Below are 17,391 nucleotides of genomic sequence, written 5' to 3'. Positions count from 1 at the left end.
GGTTGGCGAGTTGTACACATTCTGGCCTCTTTAGTGAGGGAATGTCAGTGCCTGGTGTTTGACTGGTGGCATGAACAGATCAGCACCGGCCTCTTCGGCCCCTTCAGGGGCGTCGCCCTCAGGGTGTGACGTCCCTCGACTTGCGGTGCTGCTCGCGGCTGTTCAGGGTGTCGTTGAGTCTGGCGGATTCCAGGCTGCCGCGCCCTGTGGGCTTGCTGACGAGGTGTTGGTCGCGTTTGCGGTTGCTGCGGAAGGTCTTCTGCGATGCGCTGAGGCTCTCGTTGTCGAGGTGGCCGGTGAGGTGGCTGAGCGGTCGCGGGCCGAGTTCGGTGATGAGCGGTTGACGGTGAAGAACGGATGCCCGAATGCGGTGTCGCTGATCAGCGCCTTGACCGGGGTGTCGAAGCGCACTGCCGCGGCTCGGGTGCGTCTGGGTACTGCCGTGCGGTCTTCGGTGTCGGCGGTTGGTACGGCGAATCCCGGTCGCTTTTCCGCTGTGCAAGAGGCATTGCGGGAGGGTCGGCTTGGGGTCGATACCGCGGGCGTGGTGACCCGAATGCTCGGTGACTCGGCGAAACGTGTCGGGTACGGCGCTGATCTGCACGAGTGCGAGCAGATGCTCGTGATCGCCGCTGACCGCACTGCCGTCGGCGGGCTCGGTTTGTCGGCTGATCAGGTCGCCGTGATGGCGGCGCAGTGGCAGGGGCACCTCGACCCTGACGGCGCGGAACCCACCGCCCGTGACCTCGAAGCCAAGCGCGGCATCTGGTTGCGTGAGCAGGCCGACGGCACATTCAAGATCGGCGGAATCCTCACCCCAGAGCAGGGTGCGAAGTGGCAGGCCATCGCGCAAACCATTCTCAGCCCCCGCCTGCCCCGCTTCGATGGCCCAGACGATTCGGGCGATGCCACCCCGAAAGGAGTCGACGGCCGTGATGGTGGCGCCGTAAGCGATGATCACGAGGCTGGCGACGGGATTCCCTTCGCGTTTGAAGCCGACGCCGATGCCGATGCCGATGCCCGTGCCGTTGGCGCTGGCGATGGCGACGATGTGGCGGAGGTGAGCCCAACGCTGGCTGACCCGCGAACGCGAGAGCAGTTGCTCGCCGACGGGCTGACCGCGTACATCGACCGGGTCGCAGCGCTACCCGATGTGCCGCAGCTCTGCGGGGCGAGGCCCACGATCAACGTTCACGCCACCCTTGACGACGTTGTCGCCGGCACCGGAGTCGGCTGGATCGACGGTCTTGATCTGCCGGTGCCGGTCTCGACCGTCGAGCAGCTGGTCTGCCATGGCGACATCATCACGACCCTTATGCACGAAGGGCGCGTTCTGCAGCACGGCAAGACGAAACGCCTGTTCACCGCGGCGCAGAACCGAGCACTCGCCACGCGCGACGGTGGCTGCGTCTGGCCGGGATGCGATCGGCCGCCTTCGTGGTGTGAGACACATCACACCGAGCCGTGGCGTGATGTCGGCTACCTGCCCGGCCGCACCGACGTCGATCTCGGGGTATTGCTCTGCACGTTTCACCACAGCCACCTGCACAAGAGCCGGTGGAAGCTCATCATGATCGAAGGCGCACCGCACATCATTCCGCCACCCGAAATCGACTGGACACAGACACCCCGCCCCTGCACCAAACGACGAACGGGTGCGGGTGCGGGTGCGGGTGTGCGCGTGGGCGCACCAGCTCGGCTGCCCGACCGGCTTGGCTACCCGACCGGCTCGCCCACCCGACCGGCTCAGCTACCCGACCGGCTTGGCCTCCCGACCGGCTCGGCCACCCGACCGGCTCAGCTACCCGACCGGCTCGCCCACCCGACCGGCTCGGCCACCCGACCGGCTTGGCCACCCGACCAGCTCGGCCACGCCCCCAGCCAGGCGAGTCCGGCGGTCGCGGCGTCAGCGGTTGGCCGAGTAGATGATCGCTGAGCCCGGGTCGAACGTGAACCACACGGCCGTGCCGATCGAGACGTCGAGATCGGCTACCAGCGCGGGCGGGAGGTCTGCCGCAAAGTTCAGCGCACGCACTCTGACGAGGTCGCCACGTGGCTCGAGGTCTGTGATCGTGGCAGGCAAAGCGTTCGCCCCGTCGGGGGGCGGCGAGGTCGAAACCCGCACATCACTCGGGCGGATCGCGGCGGAGCACTCACTCCCGACCGCCCCAGCCGCGCCCGCGCCGATCGCGAGCTCCACTCCGTCTGCGGTGCGCAAGCCCAGGGGCGTGCGGATGCCCGACAGCACGTTGAGCCCCGCGAGGTTCGCCGTGAACGGGTCTCGCGGCTGCTCGAACACGCGCCGGGTCGGGCCGTCTTCGACGATGCGCCCGTTGTCGATCACGATGACCCGATCGGCGAGTGTGTACGCGTCGAGAATGTCGTGCGTCACGATGATGGCGGTGCAATTCTCGAGCACGCGCCGCAGGGTGCGCCGCAGTGCGGGTGCCACGTCGATGTCGAGCGCGGCCATCGGCTCGTCGAGCAGCAGCAGTTTAGGTTCGGCGGCGAGCGCCCGCGCCACCGCGATGCGCTGCGCTTGGCCGCCCGAGAGCTGGGCGGGCTTACGCCGTTCGAATTGTGCGGCATCCACTTCGGCCAGCCACTTTCGCGCGGCATCGTGGGCCGTACGTTTCTTCACCCCCGAGCTCGTGGGGCCGAAGGCCACGTTGTCGAGCACGGTGAGATGTGGAAAGAGCAGTGCCTGCTGGGCGAGCAGCGAAATGCCGCGTGTGTGCGGGGGTTGCCAAACGCGTTTGCGGCCGGAGCCCGCCGAGAAGAGCACATCTCCATCGAGTTCGGCGTGCCCGCTGTCGGGCGAGAGCGAACCTGAGATGAGGTTCAGCAGTGTCGACTTGCCCGCGCCGTTCGGCCCGAGCACGGCAAGTGTCTCGCCTTGGGAGAGGCTGAACGACACGTCGAACTTACGCCGGGCGACTGCGGCCTCGAAGGTGAATGTCACGAGAGAACGTTTGGGCCGAGCCGGGAATTCGAGCCCACCCGGTTCGCGAGCCCCACCACGATGATGGCCACGGCCACCAGCACGAGTGAGAGGGCGACGGCCGCATCGGGATCGGTTTCGCGCTGCAGGTAGATTTCAAGGGGCAGGGTTCGAGTAACCCCTTGCAGGCTGCCGGCGAAGGTGAGCGTGGCACCGAATTCGCCAAGGGCGCGGGCGAACGAGAGCACCGCGCCTGAGACCAGCGCGGGCAGAACGAGCGGAAGTGTGATGCGGCGCAGCACCGTTGTCGGCCCTGCGCCGAGCGTCGCGCCGATGGCCTCATACCGCGTGCCAACCGTTCGCAATGCCCCTTCGAGGCTGAGAACGAGAAACGGCAATGCGACGAAGGTCTGCGCCAGAATCACGGCTGTTGTCGAGAAGGCGATTTGGATGCCCAAAAAGTTCATCGGCGCCTTCAGCAACCCTTGGCGGCCGAAGGTATACAGCAGCGCTATTCCGCCGACCACGGGCGGCAATACCAGCGGCAGTAACACCAGCGAACGCAGAATGCGCTGACCCGGAAATGTCGTGCGGGCCAGCACCAGCGCCATCGGCACTCCGAGAATGATGCACAGAAGCGTTGCGATCGTCGAGGTTCGCAGGCTGAGCAGCAGCGCATCGATCGACGACTGCGAGGTGATGAGCGGAATGAACTGACCCCAATTCACCCGAACGACCATCGCCAGCAGCGGCAGCACGACGAAGAGTGCGCCGACGAGGGCGATGGCCAGAACCCATTTGGGCACGCCCCAGTAGTTCTGCGAGGTCTTCACGGGTTCAGCGATGTCTTCACGGGTTCTGCGACTACCGGGTTACGGCTTGCCGAAACCGGCAGCCGCCAGCGTCGCCTGACCGTCGGGGCCGGTCACGTACCCGATGAAGGCCTGCGCCAGCGCGGCGTTCTTCGCATCTGAAAGCGCTGCAATGGGGTACGTGTTCACGGCGCTGCTCGACTCGGCAAACGGAACGCCCGTAACAGTGTTGCCGGCGCTCTTGACGTCGGTCACGTACACCAGCCCGGCATCGGCTTCGCCCGAGCTGACCTTGCCCAGAACATCCGTCACCGACGACTCTTGGCTCACCGCCGGAATCGTAACGCCCGTCGACTGTTCGATGGTGGCGGTCGCGGCGCCACACGGTACGGCCGGCGCGCAGATCACGGTTTTGATGCTCGCGTTGCCCAGGTCGGCGAAGGTCTTCACGTTCGCGGGGTTTCCGGGCGGGGTCGCGATTTCGAGCACGTTCGTGGCGAAATTGACCGGCGTACCGCTGACCAGGTTTGCCGAGACGAGTTTGCCCATGTTGTTCGTGTCGGCCGAGGCGAAGATGTCGGCCGGGGCTCCGCCGGTGATCTGGGTCACCAGGTCAGACGAGCCCGCGAAGCTGAAGGTCACTGTTGTGCCAGGGTTGGCCGCCTGAAAAGCGGTGCCGAGAGCGGTGAAGGTCGCCTTCAGTGATGCCGCTGCGAAAACCACGACAGTGCCGGCGGGGGCGGTGGTTGCCGAGGCGCTCGGCGTGCCCGTCGAAGCGGTGGTGGTGGATGAGCTCGAGCAGGCGGCCGCTCCGGTGACGACAGCTGCTGCGATCACCAGGGTGGCCAGGCTGCGAAGCGACTTTCTTGTGGGCTTTGATTTCAGGGGTGCGAAGGTCATCTGATTCACGTTCTCTCTGCGGGTGTTTCGACGATCACCGTCGTGGCTTTCACGACGGCTACTGCTACGGAGCCGAGTTCGAGCCCGAGTTCTCTGACTGCCTCACTCGACATCAGCGAAACCACGCGGTGCGGGCCGCACTGCATCTCGACTTGGGCCATCACTTTGTCCATGGTTATTTCGGTGACGAGACCCACGAACCGATTTCGGGCGGAGCGCCCGATGTCAGAGGGGTCGGCGGGCAGAATGGCGTTCTTGCGTGCCAATTGCGCCAGCTCGAGCCCGTCGATGACCGAGCGTGCCGATTCGTCTTTGCTGCTTTTCAGCACGCCGATGTCGATCCACCGCCGTACAGTGTCGTCGCTGACTCCGAGGTAGTGTGCTGCATCACGAATCCGAATTTGCGACATAGCCCCTATCCTATTTCCGCAAACGCGGAACCGCTCACCGTCAGGCTGTCGGCGGCACTACCTCCTGAGCCACAGATCTATCTAGTGGCTTATATAGCCGTTCGGGGGAGGGAGAGGTACGTGACCGTGACATCGATCGACATCAATCCGTTCGAACTCAAGACCGCTCGTGACCTCGTTGGGGCAGGGAGTAACAGAGAGACTGTCGATCTCGCTCTAAAAACGCTCATCGCCGTGCGTCGTCAGCCGACGGTTGTCGAGCGCATCATTGCCCGTGAGTTCACCAACGACCAGATCGATGCCGGCACGATGAAGCCGGGGAGTGGGCATCCTGCAGGCTCGTGAGCACGTACCTCGTAGACAACAGCGTCTGGCAGAGAGCGGCTAGAAACCACCTCATTGCTCAGCGACTGAGGGCGTTGTCGCCTGTTCACCTCATCATCACGTGCCCACCACAGGTTCTCGAGTACTGTCATTCGGCGCGCAGTCTCGCTGAGTACGTCGAATTTCGGCGCGACATGGATGAACTGCTTGCGGCGTTCGTACACCCGAGCGAGGCTGACGCGTTACGGGTGCAGCAGGCTCTGTGGCAGACCGGGCGGATGCGCGCGGCTGCTGCATTCGATTGCCTCATCGCTGCATACGCCATGGCAAATGACGCTATCGTGCTGAATTGCGACCGCGACTTCGGGCACATTGCTGACGCGATGGGCGGGGCATTTCGACAGGAGTATGTGGGGTCGTGATGTGTGCGATCCGTGGGCGCTTAAGCCACTGCGACCGCGACCCTGGCCGCGGTCAGCGGCACTGAGCGGCGAGGGCGATTTGGGCGTCGGTGGGGCGGCCGTAGGCCTGAATGCCCGAGCCTTCTACGTCGAAGCCCTGGCTGATCGACCAGGCAGTGGCCCAGGTCTCTTGGTTGCCGGCGAAGGCTGGGTCGTTGAAGAGTTTCGCGCAGCGGTAGATCTGGGTGTGGCCCACCTCGTGAGCAACGAGTGCGTGGTCGTCGGTCTCGTTGAGCCCATCGGTCCAGGCGTCTTCAACCGAGTAGTTCAGACTGATGATGGCGTATCCGCCGTCGGTGTCGAAGGTTTGCGCGGTGCCTGAGAGCCAGCCGCTGCCGAGCCCGGAAACCTCCGGCGCCCAGACGAATTCCAGCGCGATTCCGTTGCTGAGCGAACGGGCGTAGGCCTCGATCTCGCGCCGCACCGACCAGGCGGGATCGTTTTGGTGGGCCTGGTTGGTGGCCTGCGAGGCGCGCACCTGAGCCTCGGCGTCGACGATCGAACCGAGAAACGCTCCGTCGCGGCTGAGGCTCATCGACGGGTTTCGTGCCTGATCGATGAGGTGGATGAGCGGAACCTGCACCGAGCGGTTCGACAGAGTATCGGTGGCGATCAGTTGCTCAGCGGTCGTGGCGGTGGCCGAGAAGTATGCCGCCTCTGCTGCCGTGAGCGTGTCTTCGGCAGACTTAGCGTCGGTGGTCTTCGAGCTGAGTTGCGCCGTGGTCTGCTGCGATTGCCGAGTGAGAGCTTCGAGGTGCTCAGAGTCGCCCAGCAATTGCCAGGCGGGCCGGTAGCCGGCGGCCGGAAGGGCGTCGGCGCTGTCGGGGGAGGTAGCTGCCGGTGCCGTGGCGAGCGGCTGCGCGACGCCCAGGTCTTGCCGTAGCGCGCCTGCCTCGGCGCTCGTATCGGCGGTGAACTCCGGCCGAGCGGTCACCGAGGCGATGCGCAGCGCGAGGCTGTTCATGTCAGCCAACCGTGCGTCGTACGCGTGCACCGCAACAGCTTCGGCACCGAGTTGAGTCTGTAGGGCGATGCTCGCGGCGTTGTAGCGGCTCTGGCTGAGGGCGCTCCAGGCCCAGAAGCTGCCGCCGAGCACCATCAGCAGAGCCACGACCGACGCGGCGACGACCACGATGAGGGCGCCCCGGTCGCCATTCGGCTGGGCCGGCGGCTGAGCTGCTTCGCCGGTGTTCGCGACTATCGCAGGAGCGGCGTCGCGACTGCCGGCCTCGGCTTCGGTCTCGGTCGCGGTCTCGTGAGAGGCATCGCCAGGGTTCGCGCCGGTGTTCGCGACCGCATCGCGAGGGGGTAGATCGGTCATCCGGCGGGGTCCTTTCAGGGCCGAGCAGTCTCGCCCGCGCATTCAGGGCTCGCACAGTATTTCATAGCACGCGCCAAGAGCTCGTATGGCCACCCCATAGGGCCGTGCCGTTTCGTTGAACCTACGAAAATGAGAGGGAGCACAGAAATGACGACGAAGCAGAACGACGACGAGTGGCGCGACGCCGCAGGCAATGAGATCGATGAGGATGACCGGGGGCTCGTCTACGACGTCAGAACACTGGTCAACCGGCGCCTGGCCCTCGGCCTTTTCGGCGGCGTGGCCGTAACGACGCTGCTCGCCGCCTGCGCGAGCCCCGGCGCGGGGTCGGGATCGGGTTCGGCCGCAGCGGCGGGCGCGACGGCCACCTCGACACCCAGCGCCTCGGCCACCGACGGCAGTACCGCGGGTGCAGCGACGAGCACGCCGTCGGCCGGTGCCGAAGTGGTGACAGAGGTACCCGATGAGACCGCCGGGCCGTATCCAGGCGATGGTTCGAACGGTGTCGATGTGCTGGGTGCCTCGGGAATCGTTCGCAGCGACATCCGCTCGAGCTTCGGCTCGTCGAGCATCACGGCTGAGGGGGTGCCGCTGAACATCCAACTCACCGTGCGTGACGTTTCGACGGGAAACGCGCTGGCGGGCGCGGCGGTGTACCTCTGGCACTGCAACCGCGACGGGGAGTACTCGCTTTACGGTGCGAGTGTGCAGAACGAGAACTATCTGCGTGGCGTGCAGCAGGTCGACGCGAATGGAACCGTCGCCTTCACCTCGATCTATCCGGCGGCGTATTCGGGGCGATGGCCGCATATTCACTTCGAGGTATATACAGATGTGGCGACTGCGGTGGCGTCTGGGCCGATCGTGAAGACATCGCAGATCGCCATGCCGAAGGAGACCTGCGATGCGGTTTATGCCACCACCGGGTATGCGCAGAGCGTGAAGAATCTCGCTTCAACCAGTCTCGCGACCGACAACGTGTTCGGCAACGACGGCGGAATTCACCAGATCGCGAGTATCTCGGGCTCCGTGGCGGCGGGGTACACCGCGGCGTTGACCATCGGGGTGTGACGCGGCGCGCCCGTAGGTGCCGGGTCGTGTGCTTGGCTGATGGCGCGCGCGATGGGTCATGTGTGGCTGGCTGCGCGCGATAGGTCATGTGTGGCTGATGGCGCGCGCGTCCGGTGGCGGCGCTGGCGCTGCACAGGGCAGCCGCGGCGGCCCTAACGCTGCAGAGGCGACTCGTAGTGCCCGAGCCACTCGCGCAAGATCGTTTCGAGACGGGCTCGCTCGGCGGCCGGCAGATCGGCGACCAGCCGCTTCTCATTCGCCATATGTTCGGTGAAGGCGGCATCGATGACCGTGCGGCCGTGATCGGTGAGCGCAACGACCCGGCGCCGCCCGTCGCCCTCCGCGGCCCTGCGCACCACAAACCCCGCTTCGGCCAGGCGATCGATGCGCTTGGTCATGGCACCCGTGGTCACCATGGTGTGCGCGGCTAGTTCGCCGGGCGCCCGCTCGAAGGGGGCGCCCGCACGGCGGAGGGCGGCGAGCACGTCGAACTCGCCCTCGCCGAGACCGTGTCGTTCGTAGACGGGCGTGAGCTCCGCGGTGAGATGCCCGGCGAGCCGGTGCAGCCGGCCGATGATGCCCTGCGGGCTCACATCGAGATCGGGTCGCTCTCGGTTCCACTCCGCTTGAATGCGGTCAATGCGGTCAATGCGGTCAATGCGGTCGATGCGGTCAGTGCGGTCTGTGGGTTCAATGTGCTTTGTGCGATCTGTGCGGTCGACGGGTTCTGCCATGACGCAATAGTAGCTTCCGCAGAAGCTATTATTGCTTCCATGGAAGCTAAAGCATCGCGGATGCTCGCGCTGTGGCACCGCTGGCGCTGGGTGCTCATTACGGCAATCGCCCCGATTGCCTGGGGGTCGAACTACTTCGTGACGCGGCAGTTTCTGCCGCTCGACCATCCACTCTGGGGGGCGGTGTTGCGCGCACTGCCAGCCGGGCTCATTGTGCTCGCCCTGACGCGATCACGCCCACGAGGGTCGTGGTGGTACAAATCGCTCGTGCTCGGAACGCTGAACGTCGGGGCGTTTTTCGTGCTGGTGTACGCCGCGTCACAACTGCTGCCGTCGAGCGTAGCGTCGACCATTATGGCCACATCGGCCGGTGTGCTGATGCTGATCGCGTGGCCGGTGCTCGGCGCCCGGCCCACCTTGAGGCCGCTGCTCGGGGCGGCGATCGGATTCGCCGGAGTTGGTGTAATGCTGCTGGGAGGTATTACCGGGTCTATTTCGGTGCTCGGTGTAGCCGCCTCACTGGCCGCCATGCTCATGTCGTCGGTGGGATTCGTGCTGACCAAAAAGTGGGCCGTGGGGCAGAAGACGCTTGCTATCACGGCGTGGCAACTGATCGCCGGCGGGCTGCTGGTGGCGCCGTTCGCCGTGATGGTCGAGGGCGCGCCGCCGCAGATCGACGAGCCGGCCGCTTTCGGGTTCGCTTACGTCACCGTCATTGCCACGGCGCTCGCCTTCGTGGCGTGGTTCACCGGGCTACGGCACCTTCCGGCGGCGACTGTGGGCCTGATCGGGCTGCTCAACCCCGTCACGGGAGTGCTGCTTGGCACCTGTGTCGCGGGGGAGGCGTTCGGCCCCCGCCAAGCGTTTGGCACTCTGCTCGTGTTGGCGGGTGTGGTGGTGGGGCAGCGGCAGAGCAGACGTTACAAGTTGTGACCTTGTGTTACTTCACACGCGCGAAGTTTCGGCACGCGATTCGGCGCGCGACACCCCTATGGCTATCGTCATAACTGCCCCGAAGCGTTACCCGAAGCGTTACCCGAAGCATCACCCCGAAGCCGCTCCGGGCGACGGCACAACACACGCACAACACACGCACCAAAGTACGCACTACGCACGCCACAACGCACCCGAAAGCACCCTCATGACAGCACTGCGGTTCAACGCATTCGTGATGAATACCGGTTCACATATTCAGCACGGCCAGTGGCGGCATCCAGACGCCCGGCAAGCCGATTTCAACGATGTCGAGGTGTGGATCGACCTCGTCAAGACACTCGAGCGCGGCAAGTTCGATGCCGTGTTCTTCGCCGATGTGGTGGGGCTCTACGGCCCTGCCGACAGCCCGTACGTGCTCAATGCGCGAGAGGGGCTGCAGATTCCGAGCAACGACCCGTCGGTTCTGCTTTCTGCGCTCGCCGTGAACACCGAGCACCTCGGGCTCGCTTTCACGAGTGGGGTGCTGCAAGAGCATCCATTCAACTTCGCCCGTCAGGTCTCGACCCTCGACCACATCTCGAAGGGCCGCATCGCCTGGAACATCGTGACCGGCACTATGGAGAACGCGGCCCGCAACTTCGGTTACGACGCCCTGACTGAGCATGACGAGCGGTATGAATGGGCCCGAGAATACGTTGACGTCACCTACAAGCTGTGGGAGGGGTCGTGGGATGACGGGGCCCTCGTTCGTGACCGCGAATCAGGTATCTATGCCGACGCCTCGAAGATTCACAAGATCTATCACGAAGGCAAACGGTACAAGGTCGAAGGCCCGCATCTGCCCTCGCCTTCACCGCAGCGCACCCCGGTGCTCTACCAGGCCGGATCGTCGGCAGCGGGCAAGGCCTTCGCCGCGGCCAACGCCGAGGCGGTCTTCATCGCCGCGCCGTCGCCCGAGGTCGCAGCCGAGGGCATCGCCGAGACGCGCGCCCTAGCCGTGGCGGCGGGCCGCAACCCTGACGACATCAAGTTCTTTCAGGGCCTGACCTTCGTGATCGGCCGCACAGAAGAAGAGGCGCGGGCGAAAGAGGCTGAGCTCGACGAGTTCGCAAGCCTTGACGGGTATCTCACGCACATGAACTTCGGCACCAAACCCGACGGCACACCGTACCCGCCCGAAACGCGGCTGGTCGACATCAAGACGAATGCGAGCCAGGGCATTCTGCAGTGGCTGAGCCGCGCGATCACCGACCGCGAGCCCACCGTGGCCGATCTCGGCGCGATTCTGTCGCGGCGCGGCCGAGTCGTGGGTACCCCCGAGCAGATCGCCGACCAGCTCGAGGTGTGGCGGGCCGCCGGGGTCGACGGAATCAATATCACCAACTGGCGCATCCCGAGCTCTTATGAAGAGTTCATCGACGAGGTCGTTCCGGTGCTGCAACGGCGCGGGCTCGCCCAGACCGAATACACGCCGGGCACATTGCGACAGAAACTGTTCGGCACTGACCTGCTGAACGAACGACACCCTGCCGCGCGGTACCGCGGAGCGTTTGGAGAGAAATGACGAGCGGCACCTTCAGCAGGCCGAATGTCGATGATGTGGCCTACGACGAGCTGGCGACGCGATTTCGGTCCGTGTTCGATCGCATCGCGGCCACCGCCGTCGAGCGTGAACGCGGCCGCGTTCTGCCCTACGAGCCCGTAGCGTGGTTGCGCGAGGTGGGCTTCGGCGCGGTGCGCATCGCGGTCGCCGATGGGGGAGGCGGGGCATCCAGCAGCCAGTTCTTCGAGCTGCTGATCGAGCTGGGTACGGCCGATTCGAATCTGCCGCAGCTGCTGCGCGCGCACTTCGGCATGGTCGAAGAGCGCCTGAACGACGTCGATTCGCCGGTGCGCGACCGTTGGCTGCGGGCTGTGGTCGATGGGGCGATCATCGGCAATGCCGTTACCGAGATCGGTTCGGGCGCACTCGGCGCTGTCGAAACGACGGTGAGCGGAGATGCCGAGAACGGCTGGTTCATCACGGGAACCAAGCACTACTCGACCGGCAGCCTGTTCGCCGATCACATCGCTATCGGCGTCATCGATGAGCGCGGCGAGCGGGCGTTCGCTCTGGTGGATGCCCGTCACGAAGGAGTCGAGCTGGTCGACGACTGGGCCGGCTTCGGTCAGCGGATGACCGGCTCAGGCACCACCGTGCTCGACGCTGTTCCGGTCGATCCCGACGACATCTTCTGGTTCGCCGACCGCGCACCGAACTACATGATCGCTTTCTACCAAGAGGTGCTGCTCGCCTCACTGGCAGGCATCGGGCGTGCAGTGCTGCGTGACGCAGTCGAGTTCGTGACCCGGCGAAGCCGTGTGTTCAGTCACGGGAGTGGAGCGACCGCGCGCGAAGACCCGCTGGTGCAGCAGGTGGTGGGCCAGCTCTCTGCAGCGTCGTTCGCGGCCGATGCGGTAGTGCTAGCGGCGGCAGCGCAGTTCGATCGACTGAACGCGGCGCGAGACGAACAGGGTTTTGCGGCCGCCGAGCTCTTCGACGCGCTCGAGATCACGGTGTCGCGGGCTCACAGCACGGTGGTCGACACGGTGCTCGGAGCCGCGACGCGACTGTTCGAGGTGGGCGGAGCATCGTCGGTCGATTCGGCGAAGACCCTCGACCGACATTGGCGCAACGCCCGCACCATCTCGGTGCACAACCCTGGAATCTATAAGACGCGCAACGTGGGCGACCACCTGCTGAACGGTGCAGCCCCGGCCTATGCCTGGGTTGTTGGAGTAAAAAAATGAGTAGTCTCGACCTTCTACCCGACCCTTCGAACGTCGAACCGGCCGACCATCTGCGCTGGTACGCCCTTGCGCAGGGCGTCGCCGACCAGCTGCGTGCAGATATCGTCGAACGCGACCGGGCGAATGCTCTGCCCGTCGCCGAAGTGCAGTTGCTGCGCTCGAGTGGTCTGCTGACAGCCGGTCTGCCTGAAGCGATCGGAGGAGGTGGCCTGCCCTGGCGAACCACCTCGCAGCTCGTGCGCATCATCGCGCGCAGCGACGCCTCGATCGCGCACATTTTGGGGTACCACTACGTGTGGTTGCGTTACATTCAGACCTTCGAGACGCCGCAGAGCGAGAAGGCGCTGCGCGACACCGTGCAGAACCGCTGGTTGTGGGCGAGCCCGGGCAGCAATCGTGCCGTCGGCTACCCGAAGACCACGGCGACCGACGGTGGGCACGTCGTGCACGGCGACAGCGGATTCGCCACCGGGGCGCCCGTGGCCGATCGCCTCTTCTCGATCACCATCGACTCTGAGACGAACGAAATGGTCGTCGTCATCGTCGACCCGCAGTCGCCGAGCGTGTCGTTCACGGGCGAGTGGGATGTTCTGGGCCAACGCCTCTCGGCCAGCCAGTCGATCACTCTCGACCAGCTCGCCATCACCGATGCCGAGATTCTCAAACGCTTCGGCGATGTCACTCTCGGCCAGACCCCGCGGCAGTCGGTGGGTGTGCTGCACTTTCAGCTCACCTTCGGCATTCTGCATCTCGCCATCGCCGAAGGGGCGCTGCTCGAAGCCGCGGACTATACGCGCAACCACACCCGGCCCGCGTTGCACTCGACAGTGTCGAACGGGCATGACGAGCCGTTCATCCTGAACGCCTACGGTGACTATCTGGCGAATGTTCAAGCGGTGTCGGCTCTGGTGGAGCGGGGCGTGAATGCGCTCGAGTGGCTCTACGCGCTGGGCGATGATGCCACGGCCGAGCAGCGTGCCGCTGTCGCCGAGATCATCGCGAGCGCCAAAGTCACCTCGACTGACGTGGCGCTCGCCGTGAGCAGTGGGCTCTTCGAGCTCACTGGGGCTCGGTCGACGGCGACGAATCTCGCGTTCGATCGGTTCTGGCGCAATGTACGAACGCTCAGCCTGCACGACCCGGTGGCGTACAAGCGCGACGAGCTCGGGCGGTACTTCATCAATGGTGAGGCGCCCATTCCGTCTGGGTACCGCTAACGAGCTCGGTTGGCTTGCCATCCGTCACCGGGCGCAGCGACCGCTGGGGTTCTGACACCGCGCGCCCGGAGGTCGACCGCCGACGCGATCAACGACTCGGTGTAAGCATCGACATCACCTGAGAAAAGTTGTTCGGTAGGGGCGAGATCGACGAGCCTGCCCTCGTGCAGAACGCCGATGCGGTCGGCGAGGCGGCGCACCACCGCCAGGTCGTGCGAGATGAACACGAACGATACGCCGGTTCGCTCTTGCAGCTCTTCGAGGAGGTCTAAGACGAGCGCCTGAACAGACACGTCGAGGGCGCTCGTTGGTTCGTCGCAGATGACCAGGGGAACGGGCCCGGCGAAGGCGCGGGCGATGGCGACACGCTGTTTTTGGCCGCCTGAGAGTTCGTGGGGCAGTAGTTTCAGCAGCGCTAGATCGAGGCCCGTCGACTCGGCGAGCATTTCGACGGTGCCCGTTCCGCCGAGCAGCTCGATCGAGCGAGCGAAAACCTGACGGACGGTGCGCCTGGGGTTGAGCGAGGCATCGGGGCTCTGAAACACCATCTGTACCAGCGGCCGGGCAGGGCGTCGACGCTCGAAGGAGTCGGTGAAGCTCACTTGGCCGTCGTACCGAATGAGCCCTGCCAGGGCCCGCCCGAACGTCGATTTTCCGCTTCCAGACTGCCCCACAATGCCGAGAATCTCATTCCGGCCAATGGTGAGCGACACGTTGTCGAGGGCACGCTTGCCGCCGTATGACTTAGAGAGGCCGGTCACTGTGACAAGGGGATCGGTTTCATCGGCCGAATCTCGGTTTCGAGCAGACGCGAACGCGAGATCTGGCAGCGCCGCAACGAGTTTTTTCGAGTAGGCGTGCGAAGGGTTCAGCAGAACGTCGGCGGCAGACCCGTGTTCGACGAGCACGCCGCGCTCAAGAACTCCGATTCGTTGGCAATGCGCGGCAACCAGTGGCAGGTTGTGACTGATCAGCAGTGTCGCGAAGCCCAGTTCGATTTGCAACTGATCGATCAGCGCCATCACCTCGGTTTCGACGCGGGCGTCGAGCCCGGTCGTCGGCTCGTCGAGAATGAGGAGTTCGGGCGACACAGCCAGAGCCATCGCGATGACCACACGCTGCTGCTGGCCGCCAGACAATTCGTGCGGATACCGAGATGCAAAGGTGGCGGGGTCTGGCAGACCGACTCGGTCGAGTGCGGCGACTGTTTCACGCCGAGCGAGACCCCGGTCATCGCCGCGAAGCCGAAAGACCTCTGCGACCTGAGCGCCGACGGTCATCGTCGGGTTGAGGGCCCGGGCGGGTTCTTGGTAGACAACGCCGATCTTGCGTGCACGAAACGCTCGAAGCTCCGATTGTGAGAGGTCGAGCACATCAAGGCCGGCCACATTCAGAGAGTCGGCTGTCACGGTGGCACCGGCGACACGGTGCCCCGTGAGCGCCAACGCAATGGTGCTCTTGCCCGAGCCTGACTCACCCACCAGGCCGTATGACTCGCCGGGCGCGATGTCGAAGCTGACACCGCGCACGACCTCGACCGACGATCGGGAGGTCGAGTACGACACACGCAGGTTGTCGACCGAGACGACGCTCGTGGTCATCGAGACACCTCCCTGATGTTGTCGGCGATGAGGTTCGCCGCCACAACGAGCGACGCGACTCCGATAGCGGGAAAGACGACAGTCCACCATGCCGTTTGCAGATAGATGCGGTTCTCGTTGATTGCGAGCCCCCAGTCTGCAGAGGGCGGCTGCTCTCCTAGGCCGAGAAACGAGAGAGAGGCGGTGATGAACACGGCGGCCGCCAAGCTCAGCGTCGCCTGGATGACCAGGGTCGGCAGAATATTGGGGAGCAACTCCCGAAACAGAATGCGAGAGTCTTTTTCGCCCTGCAGTTTGGCTGCCGTCACATAACTCTTACCCATCTCGACGAGCGTTGCGGCACGAATGATCCGGGCGATTCCGGGGGCGAACAATATTCCGACGATCAAGATGAGCGCGGCAGTACTGATGCCGAAAGCGCCGACCAGCACGATGAGAAAGATGAGGCTCGGCAACGCGAGAATGACATCGAAGAACCGCATCATCAGAGTGTCGACGGCACCGCGGTAATACCCGGCAACGAGACCCAGGGTTCCGCCGACGACGGTAGCCAGCAGAGCACCGAGTGGGCCGACGAGCAACGCCGGGCCAGCGCCGGCCACGACCCGTGCAAACATATCGCGGCCGAGGTTGTCAGTACCGAAGGGATGAGCCCAGTCTGGGCTGGCGAGAAGGTCGCCCGTCTTGGCGTAGGGTTCGAGACCCACAATCTGCCAGCCGAGGGCGGCCACCACCCACCACACGATGATGAGCACACTGATGACGAACGAGGGCCGCTTCAGCAGACTGCGGATGCGGCTGGGGCGCTCGCCTGCATCGTCGGTGACCGGGCCTTGTTTTTCGGCGGTGGGCGCCGCAGATCTGGGTATGGTGGCTGTCAATTGGTCTCCCGGGCGTTGAAGCGGATCCGGGGATCCATGAGCACGAAGCAGATATCGGTGAACAGGAGCGCAAGTAGGGAGACGGCCCCGGTGATCATGACGCCGCTCTCGAGCAGCAGAACATCTTTACGGTCGGCGGCTGTGACCATCAGCGCGCCCAATCCCGGGTAACTGAACAGGGTCTCGACGATCACACTGCCACCGAGCAGGGTGCCGAGGTAGATGCCGAGTACAGAGAGCGTCGGCACGAGCGCATTGCGAATGACGTGACGGCGCACGATCGTGGCAGACGAGAGGCCCTTGATCACTGCGGTTCGGTGAAATTGCGAGGTGATCGCCTCACTGGTGCCACTTCGCACCATTCTGGTCAAGACGGCGAGATAGCCGAGCGCGAGCACGACCGCTGGCAACGTCATAACCCGCAGTCGATCGAAGAAGTCACCCGAGGCGCCAGCGGCCGACTGCACGGGCACGACGCGAAGCCAGACGGCGAAGACGAGCAGCAAGACCACGCCGACAACGAACTCTGGAATCGCCGACAGCGACAGCAGCCCGACGGTAATGGCTCGATCGCTTCGTTTGCCCTCGCGGTAGGCCTGCGCCGAACCCAGGGCGATGGCGACTGGCACCATGATGACGAAGGCGTATAGCCCGAGCAGAAGCGAGTTGCCGAGCCTTTCGAGCACAAGCTCTCTGACCGGGGTGGAGTAGACGAGGCTCTGCCCCCAGTCGCCGACGAAGAATCCGCCGATCCAATGCAGATACTGCGTGACGAGCGAGCCGTCTACGCCGTTGTCATGGTTCCAGGCCGTGACCTGTGCGGCGGTCGCGTATTGGCCAAGGGCGTTTCGCCCGGGGTTGCCAGGCACCACCTGCAGAAGCCAGAACGTCAGAATTGAGACGACCAGCAGAACGACGGGAATCTGCACTACTCGTTTGCCAAGCAGGCCGAGCAGGGCCGTGCGTCGTTCCACGCTGGTCGTCGTCATGTG

17 protein-coding genes are annotated in these 17,391 nt (G+C 64.8%); 8 read left to right on the top strand and 9 right to left on the bottom strand.

Annotated features, from left to right (window positions below; translation table 11 throughout):
* Positions 1-70 precede the first annotated feature (70 nt).
* Positions 71-1,936, top strand: a complete 1,866-nt coding sequence (locus IEX24_RS07535) for an HNH endonuclease signature motif containing protein (protein ID WP_188676047.1) — start codon at positions 71-73, stop codon at positions 1,934-1,936.
* Here IEX24_RS07535 and IEX24_RS07530 read toward each other — a convergent pair.
* Genes IEX24_RS07530 through IEX24_RS07515 form a run of 4 tightly spaced genes read right to left on the bottom strand, consistent with a single transcriptional unit; the run spans position 1,907 to position 5,063 of the window.
* Positions 1,907-2,962 carry a sulfate/molybdate ABC transporter ATP-binding protein gene (locus IEX24_RS07530; RefSeq protein ID WP_188676045.1) on the bottom strand — a complete coding sequence of 352 codons (1,056 nt, stop codon included), beginning with the start codon at positions 2,960-2,962 and terminating at the stop codon, positions 1,907-1,909. The genes IEX24_RS07535 and IEX24_RS07530 overlap by 30 nt on opposite strands.
* Entirely contained in the window at positions 2,959-3,774 is an 816-nt protein-coding gene (locus IEX24_RS07525; RefSeq protein WP_188676042.1) for an ABC transporter permease, read from the bottom strand. Before IEX24_RS07525 ends, IEX24_RS07530 begins: the two co-directional genes overlap by 4 nt.
* A 39-nt stretch (positions 3,775-3,813) precedes the next feature.
* Positions 3,814-4,653 carry a molybdate ABC transporter substrate-binding protein gene (gene modA / locus IEX24_RS07520; protein WP_188676031.1) on the bottom strand — a complete coding sequence of 280 codons (840 nt, stop codon included), beginning with the start codon at positions 4,651-4,653 and terminating at the stop codon, positions 3,814-3,816.
* Positions 4,654-4,658: 5 nt separating this feature from the next.
* The gene (locus IEX24_RS07515; protein ID WP_188676028.1) at positions 4,659-5,063 is read right to left on the bottom strand and encodes a TOBE domain-containing protein; all 405 of its coding nucleotides are present in this window, start codon (positions 5,061-5,063) and stop codon (positions 4,659-4,661) included.
* Positions 5,064-5,183: 120 nt separating this feature from the next.
* On the opposite strand from IEX24_RS07515, the gene IEX24_RS07510 reads away from it, so the two are divergent.
* Positions 5,184-5,408 carry a hypothetical protein gene (locus IEX24_RS07510; protein WP_188676026.1) on the top strand — a complete coding sequence of 75 codons (225 nt, stop codon included), beginning with the start codon at positions 5,184-5,186 and terminating at the stop codon, positions 5,406-5,408.
* Positions 5,405-5,809 carry a PIN domain-containing protein gene (locus IEX24_RS07505; protein WP_188676023.1) on the top strand — a complete coding sequence of 135 codons (405 nt, stop codon included), beginning with the start codon at positions 5,405-5,407 and terminating at the stop codon, positions 5,807-5,809. Before IEX24_RS07510 ends, IEX24_RS07505 begins: the two co-directional genes overlap by 4 nt.
* Positions 5,810-5,861: 52 nt before the next feature.
* Here IEX24_RS07505 and IEX24_RS07500 read toward each other — a convergent pair whose 3' ends face one another.
* Positions 5,862-7,169, bottom strand: a complete 1,308-nt coding sequence (locus tag IEX24_RS07500) for a hypothetical protein (protein ID WP_188676010.1) — start codon at positions 7,167-7,169, stop codon at positions 5,862-5,864.
* A gap of 147 nt (positions 7,170-7,316) precedes the next feature.
* Between IEX24_RS07500 and IEX24_RS07495 the strand changes: the two genes are divergently transcribed.
* Positions 7,317-8,240, top strand: a complete 924-nt coding sequence (locus IEX24_RS07495) for a dioxygenase family protein (protein WP_188676007.1) — start codon at positions 7,317-7,319, stop codon at positions 8,238-8,240.
* A 152-nt stretch (positions 8,241-8,392) separates the two neighbouring features.
* Here IEX24_RS07495 and IEX24_RS07490 read toward each other — a convergent pair whose 3' ends face one another.
* Positions 8,393-8,974 (bottom strand): MarR family winged helix-turn-helix transcriptional regulator, encoded by a 582-nt coding sequence (locus IEX24_RS07490; protein ID WP_188676004.1) that lies wholly within the window; start codon positions 8,972-8,974, stop codon positions 8,393-8,395.
* A gap of 39 nt (positions 8,975-9,013) precedes the next feature.
* Here IEX24_RS07490 and IEX24_RS07485 point away from each other — a divergent pair, with 39 nt between their 5' ends.
* The 4 genes from IEX24_RS07485 to IEX24_RS07470 all read left to right on the top strand — a co-directional run bounded on the left by IEX24_RS07485 (position 9,014) and on the right by IEX24_RS07470 (position 13,917).
* A complete protein-coding gene (locus tag IEX24_RS07485) occupies positions 9,014-9,907 on the top strand; it encodes a DMT family transporter (RefSeq protein WP_229715155.1) in 894 nt (297 codons plus the stop codon).
* A gap of 208 nt (positions 9,908-10,115) precedes the next feature.
* A complete protein-coding gene (locus IEX24_RS07480) occupies positions 10,116-11,474 on the top strand; it encodes an LLM class flavin-dependent oxidoreductase (protein ID WP_188676585.1) in 1,359 nt (452 codons plus the stop codon).
* Positions 11,471-12,700, top strand: coding sequence for an acyl-CoA dehydrogenase family protein (locus tag IEX24_RS07475; RefSeq protein ID WP_188676002.1), 1,230 nt, complete (start codon positions 11,471-11,473; stop codon positions 12,698-12,700). Before IEX24_RS07480 ends, IEX24_RS07475 begins: the two co-directional genes overlap by 4 nt.
* A complete protein-coding gene (locus IEX24_RS07470; protein ID WP_188675999.1) occupies positions 12,697-13,917 on the top strand; it encodes an acyl-CoA dehydrogenase family protein in 1,221 nt (406 codons plus the stop codon). Before IEX24_RS07475 ends, IEX24_RS07470 begins: the two co-directional genes overlap by 4 nt.
* On the opposite strand, the gene IEX24_RS07465 is transcribed toward IEX24_RS07470, so the two are convergent.
* The 3 genes from IEX24_RS07465 to IEX24_RS07455 are packed head-to-tail and all read right to left on the bottom strand — an operon-like array spanning position 13,914 to position 17,388.
* A complete protein-coding gene (locus IEX24_RS07465; RefSeq protein WP_188675996.1) occupies positions 13,914-15,518 on the bottom strand; it encodes an ATP-binding cassette domain-containing protein in 1,605 nt (534 codons plus the stop codon). The two genes, IEX24_RS07470 and IEX24_RS07465, sit on opposite strands and share 4 nt — an antisense overlap.
* Positions 15,515-16,399 carry an ABC transporter permease gene (locus IEX24_RS07460; protein ID WP_229715154.1) on the bottom strand — a complete coding sequence of 295 codons (885 nt, stop codon included), beginning with the start codon at positions 16,397-16,399 and terminating at the stop codon, positions 15,515-15,517. The genes IEX24_RS07465 and IEX24_RS07460 overlap by 4 nt, the downstream gene beginning before the upstream one ends.
* A complete protein-coding gene (locus IEX24_RS07455) occupies positions 16,396-17,388 on the bottom strand; it encodes an ABC transporter permease (protein WP_188675993.1) in 993 nt (330 codons plus the stop codon). The genes IEX24_RS07460 and IEX24_RS07455 overlap by 4 nt, the downstream gene beginning before the upstream one ends.
* Between the last annotated feature and the right edge of the window lie 3 nt (positions 17,389-17,391).

Source organism: Subtercola lobariae (genome assembly GCF_014640255.1).
GTDB lineage: Bacteria > Actinomycetota > Actinomycetes > Actinomycetales > Microbacteriaceae > Subtercola > Subtercola lobariae.
Note: the sequence above shows the minus strand (reverse complement) of the source record. Positions and strands in the feature narration are given on the sequence as shown.